Genomic DNA, 26,632 nt, shown 5'->3' with positions numbered 1-26,632 from the left:
CCCGGTTTAGTTGTCAGTGTAGTACATACATAAACGGTATGGGGTACTCTTGAAACCATTAGGTATATAAGATTCCCCAAAAACTAAGGTTTATTTTTTTCCTAGTCATTTTTCTGTTCATTGTGGCTAGAATGGGGTAATAACTCAAGTCAGCTTTGAGCCAAAAGCGAATGCATTACCGATTCATACATTTTTACTTACAAACATATAAGGGTGGTGACGTGATGACAGACCAAACTCTTCCGCAACAGGCTATTTCATCGGAAGATATTTATTTGTTTCATGAAGGAACGCTTTATCACAGCTACCGATCTTTGGGTTCCCACCTTACTGTGGAGAACGGAGAACAGGGCGTCCGTTTTACGGTCTGGGCTCCTCATGCTCTCCATGTCGGGCTTGCTACAGATCGCAACAACTGGAATGGGGAACAGGATTCCTTATATAGGGTTCCCAAATCCGGTTTTTGGAGTCGTTTTTTTCCGGGGATATCCCAAGGAACTTTTTACAAATACGACATTACGGGTGCAAACGGTGAACGATTTCTGAAAGCAGACCCTTACGCGGTACGTGCTGAAGTGAGACCGGCAACGGCTTCTGTGGTAGCTTCTATAGATGGTTATACTTGGAACGATGCGATTTGGCGCCGAAAACGTAGAGCACCGTATGGAAAGCCTCTACACATATATGAGCTTCATCTGGGCACTTGGAAGCAAAAAGAAGATGGTACGTTTTATACATACAGGGAAATAGCTGAGCTTCTTGTGCCTTATGTGACTGATATGGGGTATACACATATTGAACTGATGCCGCTGAGTGAACATCCGTATGATCTTTCCTGGGGCTACCAACTTACTGGATATTTTGCACTCACAAGCCGTTATGGAGAACCGCATGATTTTATGTATTTGGTGGATCGTTGCCATCAGGCGGGAATTGGAGTGCTGATGGATTGGGTCCCAGCCCATTTTGCAAAAGATGCTCATGGATTAAGGCTGTTTGACGGATCGCCCCTGTTCGAATATGCGGATCCGCTGATTGCGGAAAAGCCCGGCTGGGGAACGCTGACGTTTGATTACAGCAAACCGGAGGTGCGTTCTTTCCTGATATCTAATGCGTTATTTTGGATGGATATGTACCATATTGACGGCCTGCGCGTAGATGCTGTGACGAGTATGCTACGGCTGGATTTTGAAAAGCAGGACGGTCAATATCGTTTTAACTCTAAGGGAGGTATTGAAAATGAGGAGGCTATTGCCTTCCTTCAACAACTGAATGAAACAGTATTCCGCTATTATCCGTATGCTCTGATGATGGCAGAGGAGTCCAGTGCCTGGCCTATGGTAACTTCCCCGGTAAGCGATGGAGGACTCGGTTTTAATTACAAATGGAATATGGGCTGGATGAACGATACGCTTGATTATATCGAAACGAATTTCGATCAGAGACCGGAGCGCCATAATTTGCTGACATTCCCCATAGCTTATGCGTACAGCGAAAATTTTACACTGCCATTGTCGCACGATGAGGTTGTTCATGGTAAGAAGTCGCTGCTTGATAAAATGCCAGGTAACTATGAGCAAAAATTTGCCGGGCTTCGAGCGCTTCTCGGTTACCAACTCACCTCGCCGGGCAAAAAGCTATTATTTATGGGAGGGGAATTCGGCCAATTCATCGAATGGAAGGATGAGGAGCAGCTTGACTGGTTTCTGCTGGATTATGACAGTCACCGTTCGCTGCACGCTTTTACGAAAGCGCTGAATCATTTGTATATTCAGGAAAAGGCACTATGGGAACTGGATCATTCGTGGGATGGATATCAGTGGATTGAGGCGGAGGACCGTGGGCAGAGCGTAATTACGTATTTACGTAAAAGTAAAAAGCCAGGAGATACATTGGTCGTGCTTATTAACTTTCAGCCCGTACCGAGAGAGAACTACCGAATTGGGCTGGAAAAGGCCGGGAGTTATATCGAACTGCTGAACAGTGATCATAAGGACTTTGGGGGAAGTGGCCAGCTAAATACCGGAATGATACGGACCGCCCGTATTCCTTGCCACGGTCAGCTTCACAGCTTGGAGGTGACTATACCACCCCTGAGCATCGTTATACTCAAGAAAGCGCCTCGGAGGCCTAAAAAAGCAGATTAACCACATAAGGAGGAAGCATATATGAACATTTTGTTTGCGGCAGCAGAAGCACATCCATTTATTAAAACAGGCGGGTTGGCTGATGTCATTGGCGCACTGCCGAAGGCACTTCGTCAGGCGGGGTGCGACGTCCGAATCATTTTGCCTAAATATGCGGGGATTCCCGATACTTATAAAAAGTCTCTACGTCCGGTAGCGGTAAAGCAAGTAGCCGTAGGCTGGCGTAATCAATATTGTGGAATAGAGGAACTGACATTAGACGGAATCAAGGTTTATTTTATAGACAATGAGTATTACTTCGGTCGTGACGGTATTTACGGTTATATGGATGATGGCGAACGCTTTTCTTTTTTTAACCGGGCAATTTTAGAAGTGCTGCCTGAACTGAACTTTCGGCCGGATATTTTGCATTGTCATGATTGGCATACAGCAATGGTTCCGCTGCTTCTGAATGCCGATTATCGACATTTGCCCTTCTACAGCGATATTCGCACGGTGTTTACCATACATAATCTGCTGTATCAGGGAGATTTTCCGTATGAGGTCTTAACCGAGTTGCTCAACCTGGATGGGAGCTATTTCACCCCCGAGGGTGTGGAGTATCATGGCAGACTGAATTTTATGAAAGGCGGGCTTACGTACTCGGATCATGTCACGACCGTGAGTCCAACCTATGCAGAGGAAATTCAAACGGAATTTTACGGATACGGGCTGGAGGGTTTGCTTCGTAAATTGGGAGATCAGGGTCGCTTAACAGGGATTGTGAACGGAATTGACACCAAAAGCTATAATCCTGCTACGGACAATCGTATTTATACGAAGTACCGAACGAGTCTGACAAAGAAAAAGGAAAACAAAATTGGTCTGCAAAAGGAGCTGGGTCTGCCGGTACGGCCGGACGTACCTATGATTGCCATGGTAACCCGACTTGTAGATATGAAGGGGCTAGATCTGGTAACGAGAGTGCTTGATGAAATCTTGTATTATGATGATATCCAGTTTGTCGTTTTGGGAACAGGGGATCCGGCTTTTGAGCATTGGTTCCGTGAGGCAGCGGGACGCTATCCACTGAAAATGTCGGCGCAGCTTGCTTTTAGCGAACCTCTGTCACGAAAAATATATGCGGCAAGCGATATGTATCTTATGCCATCAAGGTTTGAGCCTTGCGGGATCAGCCAACTGCTAGCGCTTCGTTATGGAAGTATCCCTATTGTGCGAGAAACTGGAGGCCTTAACGATACTGTGCAGGCTTACAATGAGTCTACAGGGGAAGGAAACGGATTTAGCTTCACGAACTACAATGCACATGATATGCTGAACACCATTCGTCGTGCTGTTCATTTTTATCGCCAATCTGAGCATTGGTCGAAGCTTACACAGACGGCTTTCGCAGGAGAATATAGTTGGGATGTTTCAGCCGAAGCGTATATGGATATTTACCATTTGCTCACAAAGACGGACTGAACGGAGTAGGAACACCATATTCATATTAATGAAAAAGGGAATCCCTTTAGCCAGTGTTTGGCTGAGGAATTCCCTTTTTTGCTATGATCAGTCGCCCCCGCCACCACAGCTGCTTCCACATGAAGAGCCGCTGCTACACGAAGAATGGCTACCAGAATCGCCTGAATCATGGTGAGAAGAGCCTCCATGATGAGAACTGTCATGGGAGGAATGATGATGCGAGTGATGCGTATCCCAGTTCGAGCAGCCGCTTGCCGAGCTACAACCAGATGAGCTAGCTAACCCGGCATTGCCTGTAGCATCCGGGTGCATGTGTATGGCAAATTGTTCAGGTTGATACCATGAATACCATACAACAGCTAATAACAGATAGTCGACCTGTAAATAGTTGACCTTAGGCAATTGCTTACCCTCAGGATCATCCACCGCTTTATTCACCCGCTCGCGCAGATGTTGTACAATCTTATGAACCGCTTGTTGGGCTTGCTGTGAAATGGCTATATTCTCCTGAGTATTCCAACGGTTACCTGCTGGCTGCGCCGAAGTTGTGAGTTTGTAATAGTGTGAAAGCTCGTCGTTCGGTAATGGATGATTAAAAAAAGTCCCCCACAAACTGGCGCTATAGCGGTTCCAGCCAAAGCATTCCACATACAACCAATCAAACCACGCACGCTCCTCCGGCATCGGCTGAGAGCCGCCAGAATGGGGCGCATGGTGAAGCATACGACCAAAAAAAGCTTCCGAGAATTGCTGATATTCGCGGGTAAACATCAACATTTCGTGCCATAATTCATCCACATCACTACTGAACATAGGCACACGATTCATAATCGCGCATAGCATAAAATATCGTTTTAGCTCATGCCAACGCCAATCATATTCTTGCTCCGTAATCTCTGGGTGGGCTTCCATTACACGATTCCTTACGCTATGAGCATAGGAGACGGGAATGGATTGCTCCAATAGCTGCATCAGCTCCGTAATCTCTGGATGACGCTCCTGCGTAAGGGAAGAAGGAGAAGGGGAGCTGAGGAAAAAAGCATTCCGGCGCCGTGTTTTTCTGTTTCCCCGGTTCCTGCGTATTGCACGGAATATAAACCAAAAAATGATGAGGTCTATCACAATAAACAACGTCCAAAAGCTACTCATACTATCCATGATGGCTGGCTACTCCTTTCTGAAATAACACGGAATTAAGATTTAGCGTTCGTTATTCAGCAGAGCGAATTCTTTTTTTATCTGGGCTAGCAGTTCAGGATTCGTGATTACATCGCAAGCAGTCCATGCCAAAGTTCTCGCAGCCAGCAGCATTCCTTCCATGGCTCGGTCCTGCATCGCCAAATCGCGGAATTCTGGTGTATGCAAGGCATGCTTCTCGTCAATAACTTGAATGTAAGGATGAATAGCAGGGCAATGAAGCGATACATTTCCGATATCCATGGAGCCATGATCTTCGCCTTCCGTTATATCTTCTTGCGAAATGCCAGCCTGCACCAAATTTGCGGTAAACGCATCGGAAAGTACACGGTTCGTGACCATTTCATCATAAGAAGTCTCATAATTGGAGGTCTCCAAACGACACCCGGCCTGTAAAGCAGCTCCTTCAGCAATTTGAATAACACGGCGAGTCAGCGGGTTCAGTTCTTGACGTGTAGCGGCCCTTACATAAAATTGGGCTGAGGCGTAATCAGGAATAATATTGGCTGCTTGCCCACCCTGATTAATGATCCCATGGATACGCACTGTACTTTTTACTTGTTGACGGAACGCATTGATGCCATTGAACGTTTGAATCACAGCGTCCAGCGCGTTAATGCCTTCGTGCGGGCTGGCAGCCGCGTGAGCGGATTGACCAAAAAATTCGAATTGTACAGCATCAATCGCCAGCGATTTGCCTGATTTTTCGTAACGATCATAAGGATGCGTCATAAGTGCTATGTCGCAATCATCAAACAAACCGGCAGCGGCCATAGGGACCTTAGCACCACGAGTTTCTTCGGCAGGTGTGCCGTATACCCGTACTTCTCCACCAGTTTCGTCGATGATCGACTTGAGGCCAACGGCAGCACCGGTACTCATCATGCATATCAGATGGTGCCCACAGGCGTGTCCTAAACCTTTCAGAGCGTCATATTCTGCCAGAAAAGCGACAATCGGTCCGGATTTTTCAGCTTTGTAAGTTGCAATAAAGGCTGTTTCTATGCCCAAAACGGGTGCCTGGACCTCAAAACCGTGAAAAATGAGTTCTTCTTTTAAACGGGCAGCGGCCAGAAATTCCTCGTTTCCAAGTTCAGGATTTGCCCCAATATATAACGAAATGTCCTTAAAGCGTGGGGCATGCTGCTCAATTGTCTTTTGAATGGTCTGTTTAAAATCCATGCTGAAAACTCCTTTATTTAAGCTGTAATGTAGGTACTGCGCTAGGTATGCTGAAATTGTACTATAACATTCATTGCATAATCATGCATATTCATTTATAATGACACAATCTTATTTATTATAAAGAATTTAAGGAGAGAAAAAAAGATTGAAAAAGGCATATCGTTTTACCGCCCTGGTTTTGACGGCGGTTATCTTGCTGTTGACGGGTCTTCCCATGCTCAATGCATACGGAACGGAAGCAAAGCCACAGAAAAAACTTGTAGTGGGCATGAGTGCCGACTTTCCGCCGTATGAGTTTCATAAAGTTATTAACGGTAAGGATACTATTGTTGGATTCGATGTGGAAATCGCGAAGGAAATCGCCAAAGATTTGGGTGCGGAGATGGTCCCTGAGGACATGAGTTTTGACTCTTTGCTACCTGCTCTGCAAAGTGGTCGCGTAGACTTGGTACTGTCCGGTATGACACCGACGGATGAGCGTAGAAAAAGCATTGATTTTTCAGATGTATATTATCGCTCCAAGCAAGTCATTATGGTACGCCCAGAGGATAAAGACAAATATCCTACGATGGCTGCTTTGAAAGGCGAGAAGATTGGCGCGCAAAAGGGGAGTATTCAGGAAGAAATTGCTCAAAAAGTACCCAATGCCTCTGTAACCTCACTGGACAAAATATCCGATCTGGTACTCCAGCTGCGGACCCAGCGTATCAACGCTGTTGTGATCGAAGATACGGTTGCTAAAGGCTACACGTTAGATGGGACCGTAACACTTGCCAAAGCGGTACCTGAGGATGCCGGAGCAGAAACTGCTGTAGGTATACGTAAGGGGAACGCAGAATTGCTTGCCTCTGTAAATAAAACGTTGGCTCGCCTGAAAGCGGACGGGTCGATTGAAAAGTTTTCTACAGAAGCGAGTGCACTCTCGGCAGATCGACAGGTTTCTTCTAATAACATCGTAGATATTTTTTGGAAATACCGCAGTCTTTACGCTACGGGTATTGGTTACACTCTGTTGCTGTCTGCACTCGGAGTACTGTTTGGATTTATCATTGGTCTGATCGTATCCTTGCTGCGGATGAGTGGTATACGCATCATTGAGTGGTTAGGTACCACATATGTGGAGATCCTGCGTGGCACACCTATGCTGGTGCAGCTCATGATCATTCACTACGGGATTGCTTTGACGCTGGGTGTCAATTTTACTCCACTCCAGTCCGGTATAATCACATTGTCTCTGAATAGCTCGGCATATCTGGCTGAAATTTTCCGTGCAGGTATCCAGGCAGTAGACCGTGGACAGATGGAGGCTGCACGCTCATTGGGTATGGGACGAGGCAAAGCTATGCGTCACGTCATTTTGCCGCAAGCGTTTAAATCTATTTTACCTGCTATCGGTAATGAGTTTATTACAATTATTAAAGAATCCTCCATTATTTCGACTATTGGTATGGTGGATATTATGTATCAAGCCCAGGTCATTAAGAATATTACCTATGAAGGATTAAGTCCGTTCATAATCACAGCCGCTATTTATTTTGTAATGACATTCAGCTTGTCTAAGCTGCTTGGTTTATGGGAAAGGAAGTTGAGAGCCAGTGATCACCGTTAAACAATTGCGTAAATCGTTCGGCAAGAATGAGATTTTAAAAGGCATTGATATAGATATCGCCAAAGGAGAAGTTGTCGTTATCATCGGTCCCAGCGGTTCGGGGAAGAGTACGTTTTTGCGTTGTATGAATCTGTTAGAACAGCCGACGGATGGGGAGATTTTATTTGAGGGCGAGCCGATTACAGCTCGTGGTCATAATATTAATGTAACCCGGGAAAAAATGGGGATGGTGTTCCAGCATTTTAATCTGTTCCCACACAAAACAGTGTTGCAGAACCTGACGCTTGCACCGACGCAGGTTAGAAAACAGTCAGGTAAGGAAGCGGAAAAAATTGCATTAGAACTCCTGCGTACCGTGGGGCTCGAGGATAAGAAGAATACCTATCCGAACCAGCTATCCGGTGGTCAGAAGCAACGTATTGCGATTGCGCGTGCTTTGGCCATGCAGCCGCACGTAATGCTGTTCGATGAGCCGACTTCTGCATTGGACCCTGAAATGGTTGGAGAGGTTCTGGATGTAATGAAGAAGCTCGCCGAAGGCGGTATGACAATGGTAATTGTAACGCATGAAATGGGCTTTGCCCGCGAGGTAGGCGATCGAATTATCTTTATGGATAACGGTCAAATTGTGGAGCAGGGTGCACCAGACCAGGTATTTGGCACTCCAAGCCATGATCGCACTCGTGATTTTCTTGCCAAAGTATTGTAAGAAAGTACTGATCTAATCATAAAAGAGCTCTCCGTTGACGGAGGGCTTTTCTTTTTTTGTCACCATTTCCCCATACTTTCGTAACAAATATAGATTTCTTGATGACAAAATTGTAACGAGTGTAGTATGATGTTCAGGGTTCCCAACATTTTCATGCGGATAAGGTTACAAAATTGTGATATTATGCAGTAAGCCAAAACTTACCGGGACAGCATGCGGTTAGACAAGCGCTGAAATGCTGGCCCAAACTATGGGAAGTGCGGGGGACGTAACAACGGCAGCCATTCCGATACGTCATAAGACGATGAGGAATATGCCTAGGGGTGAATTGCACGAGCATAGGGCTTCTCCTGAGTCCGAATCCGACAGCTAACTTCGCAGGCATAAAAGAGGAGGTACATATCTTTGAAACATTTAAAACATATTGGTAAAACGATGAAAATTGCGGTGCTTGCCGCAGCTATTGCAGGGTTGGCACAGACAGCTGGAATAGCGGATGCTGCCTCGCTTCACACTGCCAAAGAGGGCGATACCTTCTTTTTGCTTGCTCAGCGTTATGGAGTATCGGTAGACGAGCTAACAAAGGCTAACCCAAACATTGCTTCCAGCAATATATATGCAGGTCTGCAAATTAAGGTGCCTGGCGAAAAAAGTGTAAAGGCAGCTTCGGAATCGAAGCCGCAGCTTCTTACGGAGAAAGCAGCAGCGAATGAGGCGCCAACGATTGAAGCTTGGGGTAAAACATTCAACTATAGCAAAATAGTTGACGTTAAGGCTTCAGCGTATTCTGCCGCAGCCGATGAGAATGGTAAATGGGGCGCAGTGGACTACTACGGCAATCCGCTTAAACTAGGTACAATTGCGGTAGATCCTAACGTCATTCCGATGGGCACGAAAGTACTGGTTACAGGCTACTCCCATCCAGGTTTGCCGGATCATTCTTTTGTAGCTGTCGCTCGCGATCAGGGCAGCGCCATTACAGGAAAGCGGATTGATATCTTTATTCCAGGCAACAAATCATTTGTGAACGACTTTGGATTTCAAAATGTGAAGCTGTACGTTATTGATAAATAGCATTGTACGTATATACAGTTTAATTAAACATAATATATATTATGTAAACATAACGCCTATATCCGTATATATCTAGGTCGGACTCTTATCAGGTCCTATCCGTAAAAAGGCTGTCTTGACGAGCAGAATACTTCTGCTGGTAAGACAGCCTTTTTACGTTGCTTTAGCTTGGACCTCAATTATAAACATACTGTTATTTTCGTTCCGATGTGTGGAGTAGCCGGGGGACTGTCACAAATTTGTAGCCCTTAGCTTTTAGAGAGTGAATTAGACCCGGCAAAGCTTGGATAGTGCCTTGCAAGTTGGAACTTTGACCTCCACCAGCGTGCATTAAAATAATAGAGCCAGGCCCTGTAGCTGGAATCACATTTCGCTGAATTTGTGTTTTACTTAGTCCCTTCCAGTCGAGAGAGTCTACATTCCAGTTGACAATCATGTAGCCATGACTACGTGCCCACTTTATTTGAGGCTCTGTAATTTCACCGTAGGGTGGACGAATCAACTTGGGGCGAAAACCTGCGCTGGCTTGTAAAATACGTTCTGTTTTTGTAATCTGGTTGCGAAAGCGTTCTGGTGTAGCCTTCCTAAAATCCGGATGAGTATAGGAATGATTTCCTATAGCATGGCCTTCACGGATAATACGACGTATAATCCCCGGATGCTTTTCCGCACGGTGACCGACGATGAAAAAGGTGGCTTTGATGCCGTTGGCGTGTAATACGTCCAAAACCTGCGGCGTATACCTAGAATCGGGCACATCATCAAAGGTTAAGGCAATTTGGCGGGTGTGTGGGCCGCACATTTTAAAAATGTCCGCATGTTTTTTACGCAACATTGCTAATGTAGGAGTAGCTCGATCTGTACTCAGATGTACAGAAGAAGCAACAGCTGCTTCCTTGGGATGGGGCGTTCCGATCTTGGGAGGCGCATCCGCGTGAACGGGTAAACTTGAAAATGCTAGTAACAGTGCCAAGCATGGCAACACTCCCCTGTACGGCATATGTATCCCCCCTTTTCGTGCAGTGGTACCTAGTGGTGCTCTCGACTATTATGTACCTGTCCTATTAAAAATATGCTGGTTACCAAGTTAGGCTCATAAACGTCTGGAAAGAAGTTCGCGATGAAATGATTATCAATGAAGATGATGGAGCTAAACGTACATATTCTCTTAAACATGACCGAAAACAAGAGCATTTTCGCAAGTTTTAGCCTTACAACGGATTCGGTATCCCGTGACAGCTGGTGTATAATGGGGTTGCAATTCATAATTATACAGACATGGAATTGAAGGAAGGAAGGATAAAAGTGACCGACTTGTTTACTCCTTATCAATTAAAGGGGCTTTCTTTAAAAAATCGGATTGTTATGCCCCCGATGTGCCAATTTAGTGTGGAGGCCGAGGATGGAAATCCGACGGATTGGCATCATGTCCATTATGTGAGCCGAGCAGTAGGAGGTGCTGGTCTTATTATTGTGGAAATGACAGCGGTTCATCCTGATGGACGTATTACGGATCGTGATTTAGGTATTTGGAGTGACGAACATATTCCTGCATATCGTAAGATTGTAGAGGAAGTTCACAAGTATGGTGCCAAAATTGGCATTCAACTAGGCCACGCTGGACGCAAGGCCGAAGATGCTGAGCAACCTGTGGGTCCTTCTTCGATTCCTTTTAGCGAACGCCTTAAAAAGCCGCACGCCTTAAAGACAGCAGAAGTCAGGGAACTGGTTCAGGCATACAAAGAAGGCGCGCGCCGCGCGGTGGAAGCCGGTTTTGATACGGTTGAGATACATGGCGCTCACGGCTATCTGATCCATCAATTTCATTCGCCTTTAACAAATACGAGAGAAGATGAATATGGCCAGGATCTGTCACTGTTCGGTGTTGAGGTCATACATGCTGTTAAAGAGGTTCTTCCTGCTGATATGCCTGTGCTTATGCGGATATCTGCCAAAGAATACGTCGAAGATGGATATAATGTGGAATACATAACAGGTGTAGGGGAACGATATCGTGATGCAGGTGTGGACATTTTCCATATCTCTTCTGGTGGCGAGGGTCCAATTGGTTCTGGCGGAGGGCCGTCTGCGCGTGCTGGCTATCAGGTGGATTTAGCTCATACCGTCCGTGAAAAGCTGAATGTACCTGTAATTGCTGTTGGATTACTGGATGATTATGAAGACGCCCGTCGGGTTGTTCAGCAAAAAGAAGCTGATCTGGTAGCAATAGGCCGCGCCATGCTGCGTGATCCCTATTGGGCGTTGCATGCATCGCGGGAGCTAAAAGTACAGGCCGACATCCCAGAGCCTTACTTGCGCGGCTTTTAGATAATTTTTGAAACCCTCTTTGCAAAGCTTGCGTAAACATGTGTACAGAGCTTAAAATTTAAGCATTCAACTCTAGGAGGAACTTCACATGTCTATTTTCAAACGATTAAGAGATCTTACGATGTCCAACATTAACGCCATTATTGACAAGGCAGAAGATCCAGTTAAAATGACGGACCAATACATTCGTGATATGCAAGAGGACCTGGAAGATGCAGAGAAAGCGGTAGCCGCTCAAATTGCTATTGAAAAGAGATTCAAACAGCAATACGAAGAACAGGCTGCTTTGGTAAAGAAACGCGAAGAACAGGCACATACCGCTGCAAAAGCACAAAATGTAGATCTGGCCCGTCGCGCGCTGGAAGAAAAGAAATCTGCTGAACAAAAAATGAACGAGTTCAAAGCTGGTTACGAACAGAACAAAGCTGCGGCCGATAACCTGCGTGGCAAGCTGGATGAAATGCGCAGACAGCTGACAGAAATGAAAAACAAGCGCGAGACACTGGTTGCCCGTTATAACGCAGCTAAAGCGCAAACTGAAATTAACAAAGCTATGAACGGTTTTAGCTCTGATACGGCAACTGCCGGATTGAAGCGTATGGAGGAAAAAATGCTGCAAGCAGAAGCACGTGCCGAAGCGAGCAACGAAATGTCTTCTAAGGAAAAATCGTTGGATGAGGAGTTCAAAGAGCTGGATAAGAAAAGCGCCGTGGACGATGAGCTTGCCGCTTTGTTGAAGCAATACGAAAATAAATAAGAACATTTAAGCAGTGCCGCCAAGTTTGATTGCTCAGGAAGCGAAGGAGAAACGTTTTCTCCTTCGCTTTTCCCTGCCCGCAGGCGTAAAACATTATATGAAGGTCAAGAAGATGTGGAGGATGGTATGAAATGCATTTTTTAGAAACGATGAAAGCAATGCTTGTATGGACTGGTGCGGGAGCTATTTTGATCTTCGCATTAATGTATGTCGACTCTTTATTCACGAAGTATAAGGATTTTGCCGAAGTGAAAGCTGGAAATATGGCCGTAACGGTACGAATGATTATGAAGCTGGTTGCACAAGGCTATATTTTGTCAGGCTCTATCGCTACAGCTAATAATTTGCTCGAAGCGCTTGTGTATTCTGTGATCGCTTTTGTCATCCTGCTTGTTTTGGAAGTTATTGTACGTCTGCTGTTGCGGTACTGGGCCCAGTTTGATCTGGATAAAGGTACACAGGAAGGTAAAATTGGTTTCGGCCTGTTTTCAGGAGCGCTGCATCTGGTTGGCGCCTTGATCATTACAGCATGCTTCTAGGCTAAGAAAGGCAGGAATATAACCATGGGTGTTTGGAAACGAATTTCAAATCTATTTGCTAAGCCGGAGCCGCCAAAAGCAGAGAAAAGCATGCTTCACTTAAATCCAGGTGATATCTGTGAAGTTTCGCTTGTCACCTATGAAGTGGTAGGTCGTGTACATAATCGTGCCCGGAATGCCGTTGTTTTGACACTTCAGGATGGTAATCAAATCAGTTATCTTCATATAGAGGAACGGGAAACACTGCAATTCGGACTATATCAGGCCATCGACGGCAGACTTGACAACCCTGAGGAAGTGCCGACCATTTTAGAGCTGGATGATACAACGTATCATTTGGAGGAGCAATATTCTGGGCAAGTTACCGTCATGGGCCGTGCTCCTTTCCGACAGGGTGGAGAGCAGCATGTTTGGCAGTACCAGTCTGATAATTACCATTTGTTGCGGGTAGAGTGGCAGGACGGTCGCTTTATGCTTTATGAAGGAGAAGAAGTGATTACCGGAGACGTCAAGGTTATTCGGGCAAGCTAGGAGAGGGTTACACATGAGCAAACGCACCTGGCAGTATGCATTAAAGGTCTTTGTGGCGCTGAGCTTGTTCGTATCCGTGTTAAGCGGTTGCGGCGCGCCAAGTGTAAAGGATACGTATCCGCTGGAATCGGTTAGTGGCAGCGGAAATTCAACCTCGTATGTATACCGGGCAGCTGGCAAGACAGTCCCGGAAGTAGCGGAGGAATTGAAAGAACAGCGTACACCGGAACAAATGTCACCGCAGAGCAATGAGCGGATGTTTCTGGTATATAGCGATGAGTGGTACCATTTGCAGCAAGATCCAGCTAAGAAGGAAGATACACTCATTGAAATTGACAGTAAAAAGTATGTAGAACAAAATTACAGTTCAAGCTTTTTAAAAGGATACTTAACCGCAACTGTGCTGGATGCTCTGTTTGATTCCTTACGTGGTTCAGGCTCCTATCGGGGCTACTCCAGCAGAGATGTATACCGACCTTCTCAGGGCCAATATCGTGCTCCTACAGTACAGGAGAAAAAGGCGATTCCGCCGATTACGGTGGAGCGGAAAGGTTCGGTTACCCGTAGAGGGAAGAACTCGGATTCTAGCGTTGGGTCAAGCGGAAGTTTGTTCGACAGAGGGTCCAGCAGTTCACCGAGCAGAGGCTCGATTTCACGTGACCGGAGCGACAGCGGCGGTTCCAGCATATTTGATTCGCCGCGTAAATCTTATAGTAAGCCCAAAACACGTAGCGGTTCAGGTAAAATCAGCCGACGAAGTCGACGATAATGGGTAAAATTTTATTTTCTTCTAAAGTTGTTTGCGGAACTGTGGAGCTGTTGCACAGTTCCTTTTTTGTAGTTTGATATAACCTAAAGTGAATTGAACGGTGCTCCTTTGCTTCGATTTTATTGCCGTCTATTTTGACCTACACTTGATCAGAGCTTATGTGTTCAATACCATCGTCTTCAATAATGTTGCTTTTTTTGATATGGAAATGACGAGCTATCTTTTCTATAGCACCCATCCGTGGTTCAGAAAGTCCGCTCTCCCAAGCTGAAATTGCTTTATTGGTAACCCCAGCGATCTCAGCAAGTTCTTGTTGAGTCAAATGATATTTTATACGTAATTTTTTAAAATTGTCACTTAAAGCCACTATAATCCCTCCACCCCAAATTAAGTAGATTATAACCTTGATATCGAAAAAAAACCAACATAATACATTAGCAAAAGCAACGTCGCTCACTTGGGGTGACTTTTTTTGTTAGTATAAATGGGTGTCGAGTTTGAAGAAGAAAGCCAGGGGAAGAAAATTCCACCTCATATTTATACAAAAAAATCCAATTTACTAGATTATTTCATTGCCACATCTATTAGTAAAATATACAATTACATCAGGCGAAATAGGAGGATGGTGTAACTGTGTTATCTGCTTTTTTATATATTTTACTTGGTTTTTTCGATGCTTTAGCGGCAGTTACTTTGGTCTTGAAGATTTATATGCTCCCCGTGTGGGAAAATCGAAGAAAAATACTTCTCTATGCAATTGGCATAACTTTGTTTTCCTTTCTCATGAGAGAAGTAATAGGCATGCCTAAATTAGATTTTCCGCTTCAGTATTTGTTAATGGTTCTCTTTTTAAGATTTGGTTTAGGGATCAAAACATATCTTGCGGCTTTTTCTGCTGGTTCCGGTCTTACAGCTTACATTAACCTACAGCTATTTGTATATATATTTGCAAACTTTTTCGGAGTAGCACAGCCAGGTGTTATAAGTGATACAGCTGGCTCTTCTATATACGTTATACAGTTGTCTTCCATCCTTACTGCGTACTTTATTTCTTTTGTGATGGGTAAATATAACTTTGGATTCTCATTTATCATTCAACCCCCACATGATTTTTTGAAAGGTGAAAATTACCTAGCATCTCTAAATAAAATGTTCATTATAGGGTCCCTAATATCATTTGTCACTATTTTTGTTACTTTGTATATGCTCTATAACTCCAATACGATAGGATTACTTTCCATCTCATTACTAACTTTTGGAATATCGTACTTCTTATCAGAGAAAGGAGATTACGAGGATGCTAGAAACGCTATCGAGGCACATCGCATCAGAAATAAAGAAAGCTGATCCTGATGGACCCACAAGTGTTGAAGTGATGGAGTATGCGATTGGTATAAAAATTACCGAAATTTCAGCAGTGCTCATGGTCGCAGTTATAGGATGGATAACAGGACATTTTTGGGGGGCATTACTAGCTCTGGCTACGATCATGTTTGTAAGGAGATTTTCAGGAGGGGTACACTTCAGCAACCTTACACTTTGTGTCTTCTTTACAACGGCCATATGTGTAACTATACCTTTTGTCTCTTTAAGTTTAGCAACGATTTTGATAATTAACGCTTGTTCATTATTAGTGATTGTACTATATGCTCCCAATCATTTTATCTATATTAATAAGACCAAACATCACAAATATTATAAAACGATATGTATTTTGGTTTGCATATTAAATTTTTTTATACAATCTCACATAATATGTTTAGCTTTAATTATACAAGCATTCAGTATTCTTCCTTTATGGAAAGGAGGTGAGCGAAAATGGATAAGAAATTGGCGAGAGCTTTAAGTATAAGCCTTGGTAAATACGCTAACGAGTCTACGAAAAAAGAAAAAACAATTTTTGGCGCTAAACCTGTACCAGCTGAGCTGAAGAAAACAGAAAAGAACTGAATTTAATGGAAGAGGGAAAGCGAATCCTAGCCACTCCATTGCTTGATGACAATTCACTTGGAGATTGCTCTTTTTTTTGTGAGAATCACCTAGTTGCGATTGAATTGTGGAAGCCTAAAAGCAATTATCACATTCCGCTTTTTCATACTTCTCATGGAAGATTTACAGTTCCCACCACCCTCCATGAATGTTCCGTAGGCTTACCCACTTTTTGCAATTTGGACGGATCTAATTTGGTTAACATCACACAAGTGGACAAGATCATTACGGGAGATTATGGAGGGGGGCAGGTTGTTTTTAAAAATCAAGACATTAAAGAAAGTATAAATTCAGCAAATTTATCTCGATGGAGACAAATATATGCAGATGCAATGAATGCCGATAGAGAAATTCGTTATATTTTCGGATCGGAAATTAAGGTAGTGGGTAAGGCAGCAGTGAGCGGTTTTTTTAAGGTAATGAATATGCACAGTGTGGATATGTGGGAACCTAAAAAAAATTATTATGTCCCGCGTTTCAACTCTGGAGATCGTTCTTATACAATCGGGCTAACCGCACAGGCTTGCAGGGAAGCTTTTCCGTATCTATATCCAGCTTATAAAGATACCCTGATAAATCTCGACTTGGTTTGTGAAATTGAGTCTAACGCATTTGGAGGGCTGGTACGATTCGAAGGATCTGACTTCACTTGCTCGATGTCTCATAATAAACTTAAAGCGCTTAAAAAACTGTGGAAATGACCCATGAAAATTCAGGGGTCATTTTTGTTACCAGATTTAAATGAATAAGTCAATAATCAGTTAGACTAGGATAAGCCGGACGGGTTCGATTTAATTCGACATATTTCCCGTTTTTAATCATTTTCCATGTGATAAAATTGATTATGAAAAAAATAACAATCTTTTAAATAAAGGTGAAAACAATCTACATATAAGAAAAGGAGGGTGAAAGCGGGATATATATTGTAAATGCCGGCATGTACAAATGCCCCGAAGGAAATGCCTGTTTGTCAGGCAAGTTCCCACTCATATAAGTCCTCAGCTTTACACTCCAATATCCTAGAAATGAGGACTGCCGCCTCGAATGACATTTTGTCACGTCCCGCGATCCAGTTGGATATTTGTTGCCGCGAATATCCAGTTCGTCGGGCGAGCCATGATTGAGTGCGTCCATGAGATTTGAGTTCCTCTTTCAAAAGGCATTTCCCCCGAGTAAGTTTTTGCACCTTACTTGCTCCTAACAGGGGAAAAGTGTTTCGTTCAGAGTATACAGGTAAATTACTTTTTTATCAATTATATTGTGGAGTTGATTGGATGGTTGCAGATAAAAATGAAAATGTAACTTGCACTAGCTTTTATACAATAAAGATGGCACGACTCGCTTCAGGATATAGTGAGTTAATAGCTTGCAATATACTTGGTATGTCAATGAATGAATTAAAACATATAGAGGAAGATTCATCCGATTTAACAATAGCTCGAGCACAGCAAATGTCCTCGTTATATGAGGTTTCAATAGATTCAATCTATTTCGGAAAAATTAATATAAACTAATAAAATAGAGAAATGACCGGATGATACGCAAAATTAAAAACTGAAATCTACCAAAAACAGCCGCGATATGATATCCAGGCTGTTTTTTGGCGGATAAAGACTTGGAGCAATTCAATAAATACCGTTTGGATTTGCCAGATAACGGTTTTAGCGTTATAACAGAAAGAGGGCATTTAAGAAGAACGGAGTGAGAATATGAATCATACATCATTAAACGCAGAAAAATTCCAGCGTAAAGCAGTTCAGGTGGAAGAGGCACAAAGCAGGATAGCTAGTCATGTTAAACAGGGTGAAAGGGAGGACGTAGGGCTTGAGCAAGCACATGGTCGCTATCTGGCGATGGATTTGACTGCGCCACATCCGTATCCCCGCTTTCGTCGTTCTGGTATGGACGGCTATGCGATCCTTGCCTCGGACACTGAAGTCTGTTCGACCGGTCAGGAAATCTGGCTACACGTGATTGATGAAATTCCTTGTGGCACTGTATCGGACAAGCGGGTGGAGACGGGAATGGCAGCCCGCATCATGACAGGAGCACAACTACCTGAAGGAGCGGACACGGTGGTTATGCTGGAGGCGACACAGCTGCGTGAGGAAAATGGACAGACATATGTTGGCTTAAAGAAGCGTATGGAAGTTGGCAAAAATGTGACACAAATTGGTCATGAGATTAAGGAAGGTCAGCTTTTGCTCAGTAAGGGAACTTGCGTGGGAGCGGGGCATGTCTCAGTACTGGCTACTTTTGGTGTACATCGGGTGCCTGTTTACAGGAAGCCAAGGGTGGCTGTCTTTTCCACAGGGTCAGAATTGCTCGCAGTGGATGAGCCGTTACAACCGGGAAAAATTCGAAACAGTAATACATATATGCTGGCTTCTCAAATCAGAGAGGCAGGAGGAGAGCCGTTCATTTTACAAGCCATTCATGATGATTTGAGTCTTGCCCGTACCTCTGTACGTGAAGCCATAGCTGCCTATGATATCGTGGTCACGAGTGGAGGAGTATCGGTGGGGGATTTTGATATTATGGGTGACCTGGTACGACAGGAAGATGTGAATATGCTGTTCAACAAAGTTACGATGCGTCCAGGAAGTGTGACCACAGCCGCAGTGATTGACGGCAAGCTGTTATTTGCGCTTTCAGGCAACCCCGGTGCGTGCTTTGTAGGCTGTGAGCTGTTTGTACGGCCGACGATCCAAATGATGTTATCTTCGGCACATCCATATTTACAAACCTGGACGGCGAAGTTAGGCGCAGATTATACGAAGGTAAACAACTATACACGCTTTGTACGCAGCTCTTTGGAGATACGTGGTGGACAAGTATACGCGATTCCTGCGCGAGCAGATGAATCTAGTGTCATGGTGACCATTAAGGACAGCGACTGTCTGATCGTGATTCCTCCTACAACAGAAGGATTACGCAAAGGTGAAGAGGTGCGAGTACTGGTATTACAAGGTGGACAGGTAACGTGAATACGAAACATCCATTTGTATGTCAAATCGTCGGATTCAAAAATACGGGGAAAACGACCTTTCTCGGAGGGTTAATTCGTTATGTGCAGAAGTCAGGTCTACGCGTAGCAGTGATCAAGCATGATGGACATGAATTTGAAATGGATCATGAGGGTACTGATACGTATAAGCACCGACAGGCGGGTGCTGAAGGCGTAGCTATTGTTTCGGCTGGAAGAACAGCTATTTTAGAGGAGAATAGTCAGCCTGTCACCAGTCTGATACGGCATTTTCAGGCCTATGATTGTGTGTTGCTGGAAGGCTTCAAGCAGGAGGATTATCCGAAGCTGGTCATGGTTAAGGAACAATCGGATGCTCAGCTTACCGATAAGCTGACAAATGTACAGGGGGTAGCGGTTTGGGAGCATCAAATGGATTGGGCTCAACATCACTACTCAGATGAAATGATACAAATATTTCCTGCTGAGGCCAACGGACCCGCAGGCCGCTGGCTACTCGAACAGATTCAAAAGCAGATAGAAGGAATGAGGAATAAGCAGGGGTGAGACATCAATCGGCTGAGTCGCTTAGAGTCTCTACCCGCCGTTCGATCGCCTGGGACATGGTTTTGTCAGTCAGGTGGGCATACACTTCTGTTGTTTCTGTCGAAGCGTGCCCCAGTTGTTCCTTTGTTTTGTAAATATCATTTTGTAAATAATAATCAGTAGCAAAGGAATGACGAAGCTTATGCACGGTAAGGTAAGGCTTACCGAAACGCTTGGCGTACTTTATGATCATTGCCTGAATCGCTCTTTTGGTCATCCGTTTGCCTTCTGTACTCCCGTTAGGACGTGTGACAAAGAGAGCCTTTTCTTTTTTTGGAGCGCGGTAACGGGTATGTCTCAGGGACAAATAAAGTACGAGATCATCTTTGGATTGCTCGCGGAAATACACCGGCGTTTTAAAGGTTTCGTCGTTATTGCCTTTGCGATACACATATAATAATTTATTGTTTATGTCTAAATCATCCAGATTCAGATTGACGATTTCAGATACGCGCAGGCCTGAGTTCAAAATGAGGCTGGCGATGCAGGCATCCCGTTCCTTATTTAGTTCATAGGAGTATAGCGCCTGCTTATTATCGGCCAAATCCTGACCATAGCCTTCATAAATATAACCGATGAATTCAAGCAATTCTTCCTCTTCCAGTATTTTACCTTTAAGCTTGGCCGCCGTATCCTTGGGTTTATGTATACGCTTGATTTCGACCTTGGCCATAATGTTGCGTTTGAGCAATGGATAAAAATTTTCATCCTCAGCGATCTGACTTAAATAATGAAAAAGCGAACGCAGAGACGACAGCTTACGTGAAATGGTTATACGGGAGTTGGAGCCTTCGAGCTTAGTAGACAGAAATAATCGAAAGCCTGTAATACTGTCCATGTGAAGTGTCTCCAACTCTTCAAGTGTAACTTGGGCATTCGTTTCTCCGGCAGACAAGCCTTCCGAGCGAAGCCATGAAAAGAAAGCTTCGTAATCCCGCACATATTCTAGTAGTGTGGAAGGGGACAGGTCGGGCAGCTTATAATCCATAAATTGCTGCACGTACCATGGTAATCCCGGCATTTTTTCATCTAGTTTGCGCCGGTCGATGATCTTTTGTATATTCATTGGGTTCCACCTCGTCCGGTCATAATATATATGTATTTTAGCATATTTTGAACAGCACTGGATGGGATGTAATTCGAAGTTAAAGAACGGATTGAACCGCCAAGAGAGGTGAAAGTATGGGGTATAATATCAAATCGGAACTGAAGCTGTCTATTAAGAGTGTACCGGAGTCGCAAAAGGACATTATTGTACAGCTCATGCAATTTTATTTATACGATTTTACAGCCTATCTGCGAATTGATGTCACTGAGAAGGGGACATTCCCGGCTTATCCAGACTTGTATCAATATTGGACGAGCGGCGAACAGAAGTTGCCTTTTCTGATTTGGAGACAGGATGTTCCTGTGGGCTTTGCACTCGTTGACCGAATGTCCAGCAATCGAGAAGCTGACTACTACATGGCTGAGTTCTTTGTACTTCGTCCTTATCGGCATAATGGGGTTGGGACTTGGGCGGCTCATGAGCTGTTTGGACGTTTTAACGGACGCTGGAAGGTGACCCAGATGAGTACGAATAGGCCGGCACAATCCTTTTGGCGTAAGGTGATTGGAAGCTATACGAAAGGTGAGTACAGGGAACAGACACATCCCGTAAGAGGAAACATTAGTCAGTTTTTCAATACCTGAAAAATTCTAAATAGATAAGTTAGTAATGAAAAAGAGTTGGGGAGAGTATCCTATCGGCTCTTTTTTGTTGTAAATTCAAGTCTTCTATGATAAGAGAGCTACATTCTACAGGCTGTTCATGGTAAGATAAGGATAGAAGCATATAAATTCAATAGGAAAAGAGGGTATTATGCTAGAAAAATGGGTTCAGGAATTAAAAGATGGTGAACAAGAGCTGATTGCGTGGAGAAGACATCTACATCAGCATCCCGAGCTTTCTTTTGAAGAAACGAATACATCTGCTTTTATCGCCGATCAATTGCGCTCTTTTGGTATTGAGGTAAGAACGAATGTGGGTGGAAACGGTGTGCTCGGGTTTTTAGAAGGCGGTCAGCCAGGTAGAACGATTGCATTTCGTGCTGATTTTGATGCACTTCCTATTCAGGATGAAAAGGAAGTGCCTTATAAATCGACCGTTCCGGGTGTTATGCATGCCTGCGGGCATGATGGTCACACGGCTGCATTACTTGGAGTGGCACGCGTGTTGAGCCATAACCGTGAGGCGCTGAAGGGAAAGCTTGTGTTTATTTTTCAACATGCAGAAGAAAAACCGCCTGGCGGAGCCAAGTTTATGATTGAGGATGGCTGTCTGGAAGGGGTAGAGGCGGTATACGGTATTCACCTCGCGTCTGAAATTCCTTTTGGTAAAATTGGATTAAAGAGTGGGCCTGCGATGGCGGCTGTCGACGCGTTTACGATCCAGATCAACGGTAAAGGCGGGCATGGCGCACGACCGCACCAGACGGTAGACTCTATTGTTATCGGCAGTCAAATTGTGAACGGGTTGCAGCAGGTGGTTAGTCGCAGGGTGGACCCTATTGAATCAGCAGTGTTAACAATTGGGGTATTTCAAGCTGGAACTGCCTTTAATGTGATTGCAGATAAGGCCAAAATTGAAGGGACTGTACGTACGTTTAATAAGGAAGTGCGTAAGGAAGTCGAGAATGAAATTCGCAGTATCGTCAAGGGGTTGACTGAGGCTTATCATGCCGGATACGAAATGGACTATTTGAATGGCTATCCTTCTTTGGTGAATGCCGAAGCCGAAACGGAGCGTGTACGCGAGCTCATCGGCAGACTGTATGGAGCAGACGCTTTTTTGGATTTGAAGCCGGTCATGGGAGCAGAGGATTTTGCCTATTATTTGGAGCAACGACCGGGAGCCTTCATTCATGTAGGTGCCCGTAATGAGGATGAACGAACGCATTTTGCTCATCACCATCCTCACTTTGATTTTGATGAGCGGGCATTGCTCGTCTCAGGGCATATTTTTTTAGCTCTGGCGCTTGAATACTTGCAATAATATGCATTTGTTTATGACTAAAGCCAGTATTAACGGAAGTAACGGAAGCTGGAACCGCGCATAGCGCGGTTTTTTTGTTGTAAATCCAAGTATTTTGACACCCATAAAGAATGAAAATAAAGTAATTAATTCACTATGTGAAAAATTCATAATAGAAATAAATAAAAGGTGTTAACTCTGAAGGAAGTCTAAACCTCATACTATAAGCTGCGGAGCAGGAGATAATATCGCATGATCTTGATTTTTCGTACAAGGAAATGAAAAAAAGATGACGAATCTATTGAGCATGACAACAGTGTAAGCGCTAACAAATTGGGTGTTGCACTATATTTATTGGGATGAATGGGGGTGAGTCTAAGAGAACATTTGTCAGAATTGTGAGAAGCAACGATAACGATAGGAACGAATTCGTATATTCAAATGATTATGAAGAAGGAGGTTGAATTCATTGACTAAGGCAAAAAACAGGTTGAAGATTGCTTGTTTGGCGCTTGTGGTAGCGGGTGCTTCCTGGACAGGAATGATAGCGCCGACTCATGCTGCTTCAAGTGACGATTACAGTTGGAAAAGTGTCGTTACGGGTGGAGGTGGTGGTTTTGTACCTGGCATTATTTTTAATGAAACGGAAAAAGACCTGATCTATGCACGTACAGATATTGGAGGGGCTTACCGGTGGAATGCTGCCAATGAGAGCTGGATTCCGCTGACGGATTCTGTGGGCTGGGAGGATTGGAACAAAAATGGTGTCGATGCACTAGCAACTGATCCTGTTGATCCAAACCGTGTATATATAGCTACAGGTACGTATACTAATTCATGGGATAAACAAAACGGGCAAATTATGCGTTCCACCGACAGGGGCAATACGTGGCAGACGACCAAGCTTCCTTTTAAGGTGGGGGGCAATATGCCGGGGCGCTCGATGGGGGAACGTCTGACGATTGATCCAAATAGGAATAATATTTTGTTCTTTGGAGCTCGAAGTGGTAATGGACTATGGAAAAGCTCTGATTTTGGAGCAACTTGGAGCAAGGTGAGCAGTTTCCCAAATCCAGGGACGTATGTACAGGACCCTTCCAATGAATATACCAGCGACATTGTCGGTTTAGCCTGGATCACCTTTGACAAAAAAACAGGCTCTTCGAGTAAAGCAACGCAGACGATCTATGTAGGTGTAGCAGATAAAAAGCAAAGTGTCTATCGCAGTACAGATGGCGGGACAACCTGGTCTGCTATAGCGGGACAGCCTACGGGCTATTTGCCACATCACGGTGTGTTATCAACGGACGGCAATCTATATATTTCTTATAGCGATGGAGCCGGTCCATATGACGGAACAAAGGGTGAACTGTGGAAATTGAATACAGCCAGCGGGCAGTGGACTAACATTAGCCCCATAGGTAGCAGTAGCGCGGACAATCATTTTGGATATGGTGGACTGACGGTGGATGCCCAGAAGCCAGGTACACTTATGGTTGCTACGTTGAATGCCTGGTGGCCGGATGAAACGATTTACCGCAGCACGGACAGTGGGGCAACCTGGAGTCCTATTTGGGAATTTGATGGTTATCCGTCTCGCAAGCTGAAATATAATCTGGATATAAGCGGTGCACCTTGGCTGACTTTCAATGCCAACCCGGCTCCACCGGAAGTATCGCCCAAGCTGGGGTGGATGATCGGTGATCTGGAGATAGATCCATTTAATTCAGACCATATGTTGTACGGCACCGGAGCTACGATTTATGGCTCTAAAAATCTAACCAATTGGGATAAAGGCGGAAAGCTGGATATTTCAGTAGCCGCTAAAGGGGTAGAGGAAACGGCGATTTTGGATCTGGTGAGCCCTCCAACCGGCGCGCCTTTGGTGAGCGCAGTAGGTGATGTCTCTGGATTCAGACATGACGATTTATTCAAGGCTCCAGCTAAAATGCTGGATAATCCGACTTTTACAAGCAGCGAAAGTATTGATTATGCCGAGCTGAATCCTTCTTTTATGGCTCGGGTAGGTAAAGCGGATTATAAAAAAGATCCAAATGCCAAATCCATCGGTATTTCCAATGATGGTGGAGCCAACTGGTATAAGGCAAATAGCGAGCCTTCTGGTACAGCAGGAGGGGGCAGCATCGCTGTAGCAGCAGATGGTAATGGCTTGCTGTGGAGTACCTCAGACAAAGGTGTGTTCTACTCCAAAACTGGTGGCAACTCATGGACAGCAAGCACAGGGATTCCAGCGAATGCAAAGATCGTCTCTGACCGAGTGAACCCTAATAAATATTACGCATTTGCCTCCGGGAAAATATATGTGAGCACCAATGGTGGCGTATCCTTTACGCCTTCAGCGGTAACTGGCTTACCGACAGCAGGCAATGCTGATATTGATGCTGTACGAGGAGCAGAAGGAGATGTGTGGTTCGCCGGAGGCTCCGAGGATGGGGGGGCATATGGTTTATGGCATTCCAACGATTCCGGCGCTACGTTCACCAAGCTCTCTAATGTGCAGGAAGCGGATTTTGTAGGCTTTGGTAAGGCAGCGCCGAACCGCACGTATGCAGCGGTATTTATCGTTGGTAAAATAGATGGTACACGTGGATTTTACCGATCGGACGATGCTGGTGCAAACTGGGCGCGCATTAATGATGACAAACATCAATATGCTCGAGTGACCAAAATTATTGGGGACCCGCGGGTTTATGGACGTGCTTATCTGGGAACGAATGGCCGCGGCATTCTGGTGGTAGATCGTGTGGGTGGTGATCAGCCATCTACCGGGCAAGCAAGTATTACACCAACGACTGCAACCTATGGAGTGAATAACAACAATACAGATATTACTGTCAAGCTAACACTTAACGGCAATACGCTGGAAGCGATCAAGCAGGGGAGTGTGGTGTTGAACAAAGGTGAAGATTATACGCTTAGTGAGGATACAGTCGTTCTTACCAACAAGTATTTATCTAAACTTCCTAAAGGAGAGACAGCACTAAACTTCCATTTTAGTACAGGCAATGATGCGTTGTTTACGATTACGGTGAAAGGGGATACGCCAAGTGAGCCAGGAACAGGCGAGGGCGTTCTGAAGGTGCAAACCTTCAATGGGAATGTATCCACCACAAGCAATACAATCAGTTCCAAATTTAAAATAACCAATACGGGAACCTCATCCATTTCCCTAGCAGATGTGACATTGCGTTATTATTACACCATTAACGGGGAGAAAACACAAAATTTCTTCACGGATTGGTCGAGCGTCGGTACAGGGAATGTGATTGCTAGCTTCAAAACATTATCCAATGCGAAGCCAGGGGCAGACTCTTATGCAGAAATTGGGTTTAAATCGGCTGCGGGTTCTTTAGAGCCTGGTCAAAGTGTGGATTTGCAAACCCGGATATCCAAAGAGGACTGGAGTAGTTACACACAGACCGATGATTATTCATTTAATCCTACAGCAAACAGTTTACAAGATTCTGCTAAAATAACCGCTTATCTGTCTGGAAGCAAGCAATGGGGAATTGAGCCCTAAACCTTAATAAGGATAATCCTAAGTCAGCCACTCTAATGAGTGAGCTGGCTTTATTTTGATGACCTTGTTGTCCCGCATTCTTTTTTTAGGAAAAAGCAACGACAAGTTGAAAACAGCAACTAATAGAGATTCAAATTAGATAATATAATTATTTCATTATATGAAAAATTAACAATAGAAAAAAACTCTTTCTCGCATACGATCTCAAT

26 protein-coding genes and 1 riboswitch are annotated in these 26,632 nt (G+C 44.4%); of the genes, 20 read left to right on the top strand and 6 right to left on the bottom strand.

The window, feature by feature from the left end:
• The first annotated feature begins 224 nt into the window (after positions 1-224).
• Positions 225-2,147, top strand: a complete 1,923-nt coding sequence (gene glgB / locus MHH57_RS13335) for a 1,4-alpha-glucan branching protein GlgB (protein ID WP_029517456.1) — start codon at positions 225-227, stop codon at positions 2,145-2,147.
• Between the two features lie 21 nt (positions 2,148-2,168).
• The gene (gene glgA / locus MHH57_RS13330) at positions 2,169-3,611 is read left to right on the top strand and encodes a glycogen synthase GlgA (RefSeq protein WP_342434200.1); all 1,443 of its coding nucleotides are present in this window, start codon (positions 2,169-2,171) and stop codon (positions 3,609-3,611) included.
• Between the two features lie 87 nt (positions 3,612-3,698).
• On the opposite strand, the gene MHH57_RS13325 is transcribed toward glgA, so the two are convergent.
• Both MHH57_RS13325 and MHH57_RS13320 read right to left on the bottom strand, forming a co-directional pair.
• Entirely contained in the window at positions 3,699-4,760 is a 1,062-nt protein-coding gene (locus tag MHH57_RS13325) for a hypothetical protein (protein WP_318627302.1), read from the bottom strand.
• A gap of 51 nt (positions 4,761-4,811) precedes the next feature.
• Positions 4,812-5,990, bottom strand: coding sequence for a M20 family metallopeptidase (locus MHH57_RS13320; protein ID WP_039273268.1), 1,179 nt, complete (start codon positions 5,988-5,990; stop codon positions 4,812-4,814).
• Between the two features lie 148 nt (positions 5,991-6,138).
• Between MHH57_RS13320 and MHH57_RS13315 the strand changes: the two genes are divergently transcribed.
• From MHH57_RS13315 to MHH57_RS13305, 3 genes are all read left to right on the top strand, one after another.
• The gene (locus MHH57_RS13315) at positions 6,139-7,602 is read left to right on the top strand and encodes an ABC transporter substrate-binding protein/permease (protein ID WP_322252732.1); all 1,464 of its coding nucleotides are present in this window, start codon (positions 6,139-6,141) and stop codon (positions 7,600-7,602) included.
• Entirely contained in the window at positions 7,589-8,311 is a 723-nt protein-coding gene (locus MHH57_RS13310; RefSeq protein ID WP_029517461.1) for an amino acid ABC transporter ATP-binding protein, read from the top strand. Before MHH57_RS13315 ends, MHH57_RS13310 begins: the two co-directional genes overlap by 14 nt.
• Before the next feature lie 230 nt (positions 8,312-8,541).
• A riboswitch (cyclic di-AMP (ydaO/yuaA leader) is annotated at positions 8,542-8,710 on the top strand.
• 6 nt (positions 8,711-8,716) lie between these two features.
• Complete coding sequence (locus MHH57_RS13305) at positions 8,717-9,385, top strand: 3D domain-containing protein (RefSeq protein ID WP_029517462.1); 669 nt, start codon at positions 8,717-8,719, stop codon at positions 9,383-9,385.
• 193 nt (positions 9,386-9,578) lie between these two features.
• Here the strand turns inward: MHH57_RS13305 and MHH57_RS13300 are convergent, their stop codons facing one another.
• Complete coding sequence (locus tag MHH57_RS13300; protein WP_342434199.1) at positions 9,579-10,385, bottom strand: polysaccharide deacetylase family protein; 807 nt, start codon at positions 10,383-10,385, stop codon at positions 9,579-9,581.
• Between the two features lie 305 nt (positions 10,386-10,690).
• Between MHH57_RS13300 and MHH57_RS13295 the strand changes: the two genes are divergently transcribed.
• The 5 genes from MHH57_RS13295 to MHH57_RS13275 all read left to right on the top strand — a co-directional run bounded on the left by MHH57_RS13295 (position 10,691) and on the right by MHH57_RS13275 (position 14,309).
• On the top strand, positions 10,691-11,713 hold the full coding sequence (locus MHH57_RS13295; protein WP_029517464.1) for an NADH:flavin oxidoreductase/NADH oxidase: 1,023 nt from the start codon (positions 10,691-10,693) through the stop codon (positions 11,711-11,713).
• An 88-nt stretch (positions 11,714-11,801) separates the two neighbouring features.
• The gene (locus MHH57_RS13290; RefSeq protein WP_010348252.1) at positions 11,802-12,470 is read left to right on the top strand and encodes a PspA/IM30 family protein; all 669 of its coding nucleotides are present in this window, start codon (positions 11,802-11,804) and stop codon (positions 12,468-12,470) included.
• A 131-nt stretch (positions 12,471-12,601) separates the two neighbouring features.
• Complete coding sequence (locus MHH57_RS13285) at positions 12,602-13,009, top strand: DUF350 domain-containing protein (RefSeq protein ID WP_013310484.1); 408 nt, start codon at positions 12,602-12,604, stop codon at positions 13,007-13,009.
• A 24-nt stretch (positions 13,010-13,033) separates the two neighbouring features.
• On the top strand, positions 13,034-13,540 hold the full coding sequence (locus tag MHH57_RS13280) for a DUF4178 domain-containing protein (protein WP_029517465.1): 507 nt from the start codon (positions 13,034-13,036) through the stop codon (positions 13,538-13,540).
• Positions 13,541-13,553: 13 nt separating this feature from the next.
• Positions 13,554-14,309 carry a DUF4247 domain-containing protein gene (locus MHH57_RS13275; RefSeq protein ID WP_029517466.1) on the top strand — a complete coding sequence of 252 codons (756 nt, stop codon included), beginning with the start codon at positions 13,554-13,556 and terminating at the stop codon, positions 14,307-14,309.
• Positions 14,310-14,448: 139 nt separating this feature from the next.
• Here the strand turns inward: MHH57_RS13275 and MHH57_RS13270 are convergent, their stop codons facing one another.
• Positions 14,449-14,676, bottom strand: coding sequence for a helix-turn-helix transcriptional regulator (locus MHH57_RS13270; RefSeq protein WP_029517467.1), 228 nt, complete (start codon positions 14,674-14,676; stop codon positions 14,449-14,451).
• 266 nt (positions 14,677-14,942) lie between these two features.
• Here MHH57_RS13270 and MHH57_RS13265 point away from each other — a divergent pair, with 266 nt between their 5' ends.
• The 4 genes from MHH57_RS13265 to MHH57_RS13250 are packed head-to-tail and all read left to right on the top strand — an operon-like array spanning position 14,943 to position 16,999.
• Positions 14,943-15,656 carry a hypothetical protein gene (locus MHH57_RS13265; RefSeq protein WP_029517468.1) on the top strand — a complete coding sequence of 238 codons (714 nt, stop codon included), beginning with the start codon at positions 14,943-14,945 and terminating at the stop codon, positions 15,654-15,656.
• Entirely contained in the window at positions 15,607-16,155 is a 549-nt protein-coding gene (locus tag MHH57_RS13260) for an accessory gene regulator B family protein (RefSeq protein ID WP_069011745.1), read from the top strand. Before MHH57_RS13265 ends, MHH57_RS13260 begins: the two co-directional genes overlap by 50 nt.
• A complete protein-coding gene (locus MHH57_RS13255) occupies positions 16,128-16,259 on the top strand; it encodes a hypothetical protein (RefSeq protein ID WP_256026089.1) in 132 nt (43 codons plus the stop codon). Before MHH57_RS13260 ends, MHH57_RS13255 begins: the two co-directional genes overlap by 28 nt.
• Positions 16,260-16,264: 5 nt before the next feature.
• A complete protein-coding gene (locus MHH57_RS13250; RefSeq protein WP_069011746.1) occupies positions 16,265-16,999 on the top strand; it encodes a hypothetical protein in 735 nt (244 codons plus the stop codon).
• A gap of 269 nt (positions 17,000-17,268) precedes the next feature.
• Here the strand turns inward: MHH57_RS13250 and MHH57_RS13245 are convergent, their stop codons facing one another.
• Positions 17,269-17,484 (bottom strand): helix-turn-helix transcriptional regulator, encoded by a 216-nt coding sequence (locus tag MHH57_RS13245; protein WP_016820733.1) that lies wholly within the window; start codon positions 17,482-17,484, stop codon positions 17,269-17,271.
• A gap of 88 nt (positions 17,485-17,572) precedes the next feature.
• Here MHH57_RS13245 and MHH57_RS13240 point away from each other — a divergent pair, with 88 nt between their 5' ends.
• From MHH57_RS13240 to mobB, 3 genes are all read left to right on the top strand, one after another.
• A complete protein-coding gene (locus MHH57_RS13240) occupies positions 17,573-17,812 on the top strand; it encodes a helix-turn-helix transcriptional regulator (protein WP_029517471.1) in 240 nt (79 codons plus the stop codon).
• A gap of 195 nt (positions 17,813-18,007) precedes the next feature.
• Complete coding sequence (gene glp / locus MHH57_RS13235) at positions 18,008-19,285, top strand: gephyrin-like molybdotransferase Glp (protein WP_029517472.1); 1,278 nt, start codon at positions 18,008-18,010, stop codon at positions 19,283-19,285.
• Positions 19,282-19,830: a molybdopterin-guanine dinucleotide biosynthesis protein B gene (gene mobB, locus MHH57_RS13230; protein WP_029517473.1), complete on the top strand. Its 549-nt coding sequence runs from the start codon at positions 19,282-19,284 to the stop codon at positions 19,828-19,830. The genes glp and mobB overlap by 4 nt, the downstream gene beginning before the upstream one ends.
• A 4-nt stretch (positions 19,831-19,834) precedes the next feature.
• Here mobB and xerS read toward each other — a convergent pair whose 3' ends face one another.
• Entirely contained in the window at positions 19,835-20,935 is a 1,101-nt protein-coding gene (gene xerS, locus MHH57_RS13225; protein WP_029517474.1) for a tyrosine recombinase XerS, read from the bottom strand.
• Between the two features lie 116 nt (positions 20,936-21,051).
• On the opposite strand from xerS, the gene MHH57_RS13220 reads away from it, so the two are divergent.
• The 3 genes from MHH57_RS13220 (at position 21,052) to MHH57_RS13210 (ending at position 26,423) form a co-directional block, all read left to right on the top strand.
• Complete coding sequence (locus tag MHH57_RS13220; protein WP_029517475.1) at positions 21,052-21,561, top strand: GNAT family N-acetyltransferase; 510 nt, start codon at positions 21,052-21,054, stop codon at positions 21,559-21,561.
• Positions 21,562-21,730: 169 nt separating this feature from the next.
• Entirely contained in the window at positions 21,731-22,903 is a 1,173-nt protein-coding gene (locus MHH57_RS13215) for a M20 family metallopeptidase (protein ID WP_069011749.1), read from the top strand.
• 448 nt (positions 22,904-23,351) lie between these two features.
• Positions 23,352-26,423 (top strand): X2-like carbohydrate binding domain-containing protein, encoded by a 3,072-nt coding sequence (locus MHH57_RS13210; protein ID WP_342434198.1) that lies wholly within the window; start codon positions 23,352-23,354, stop codon positions 26,421-26,423.
• Positions 26,424-26,632 lie beyond the last annotated feature (209 nt).

Source organism: Paenibacillus sp. FSL H7-0442, assembly GCF_038593105.1.
Classification (GTDB): Bacteria; Bacillota; Bacilli; order Paenibacillales; family Paenibacillaceae; genus Paenibacillus; species Paenibacillus polymyxa_D.
This window is presented reverse-complemented; position numbering and strand designations above follow the sequence as displayed.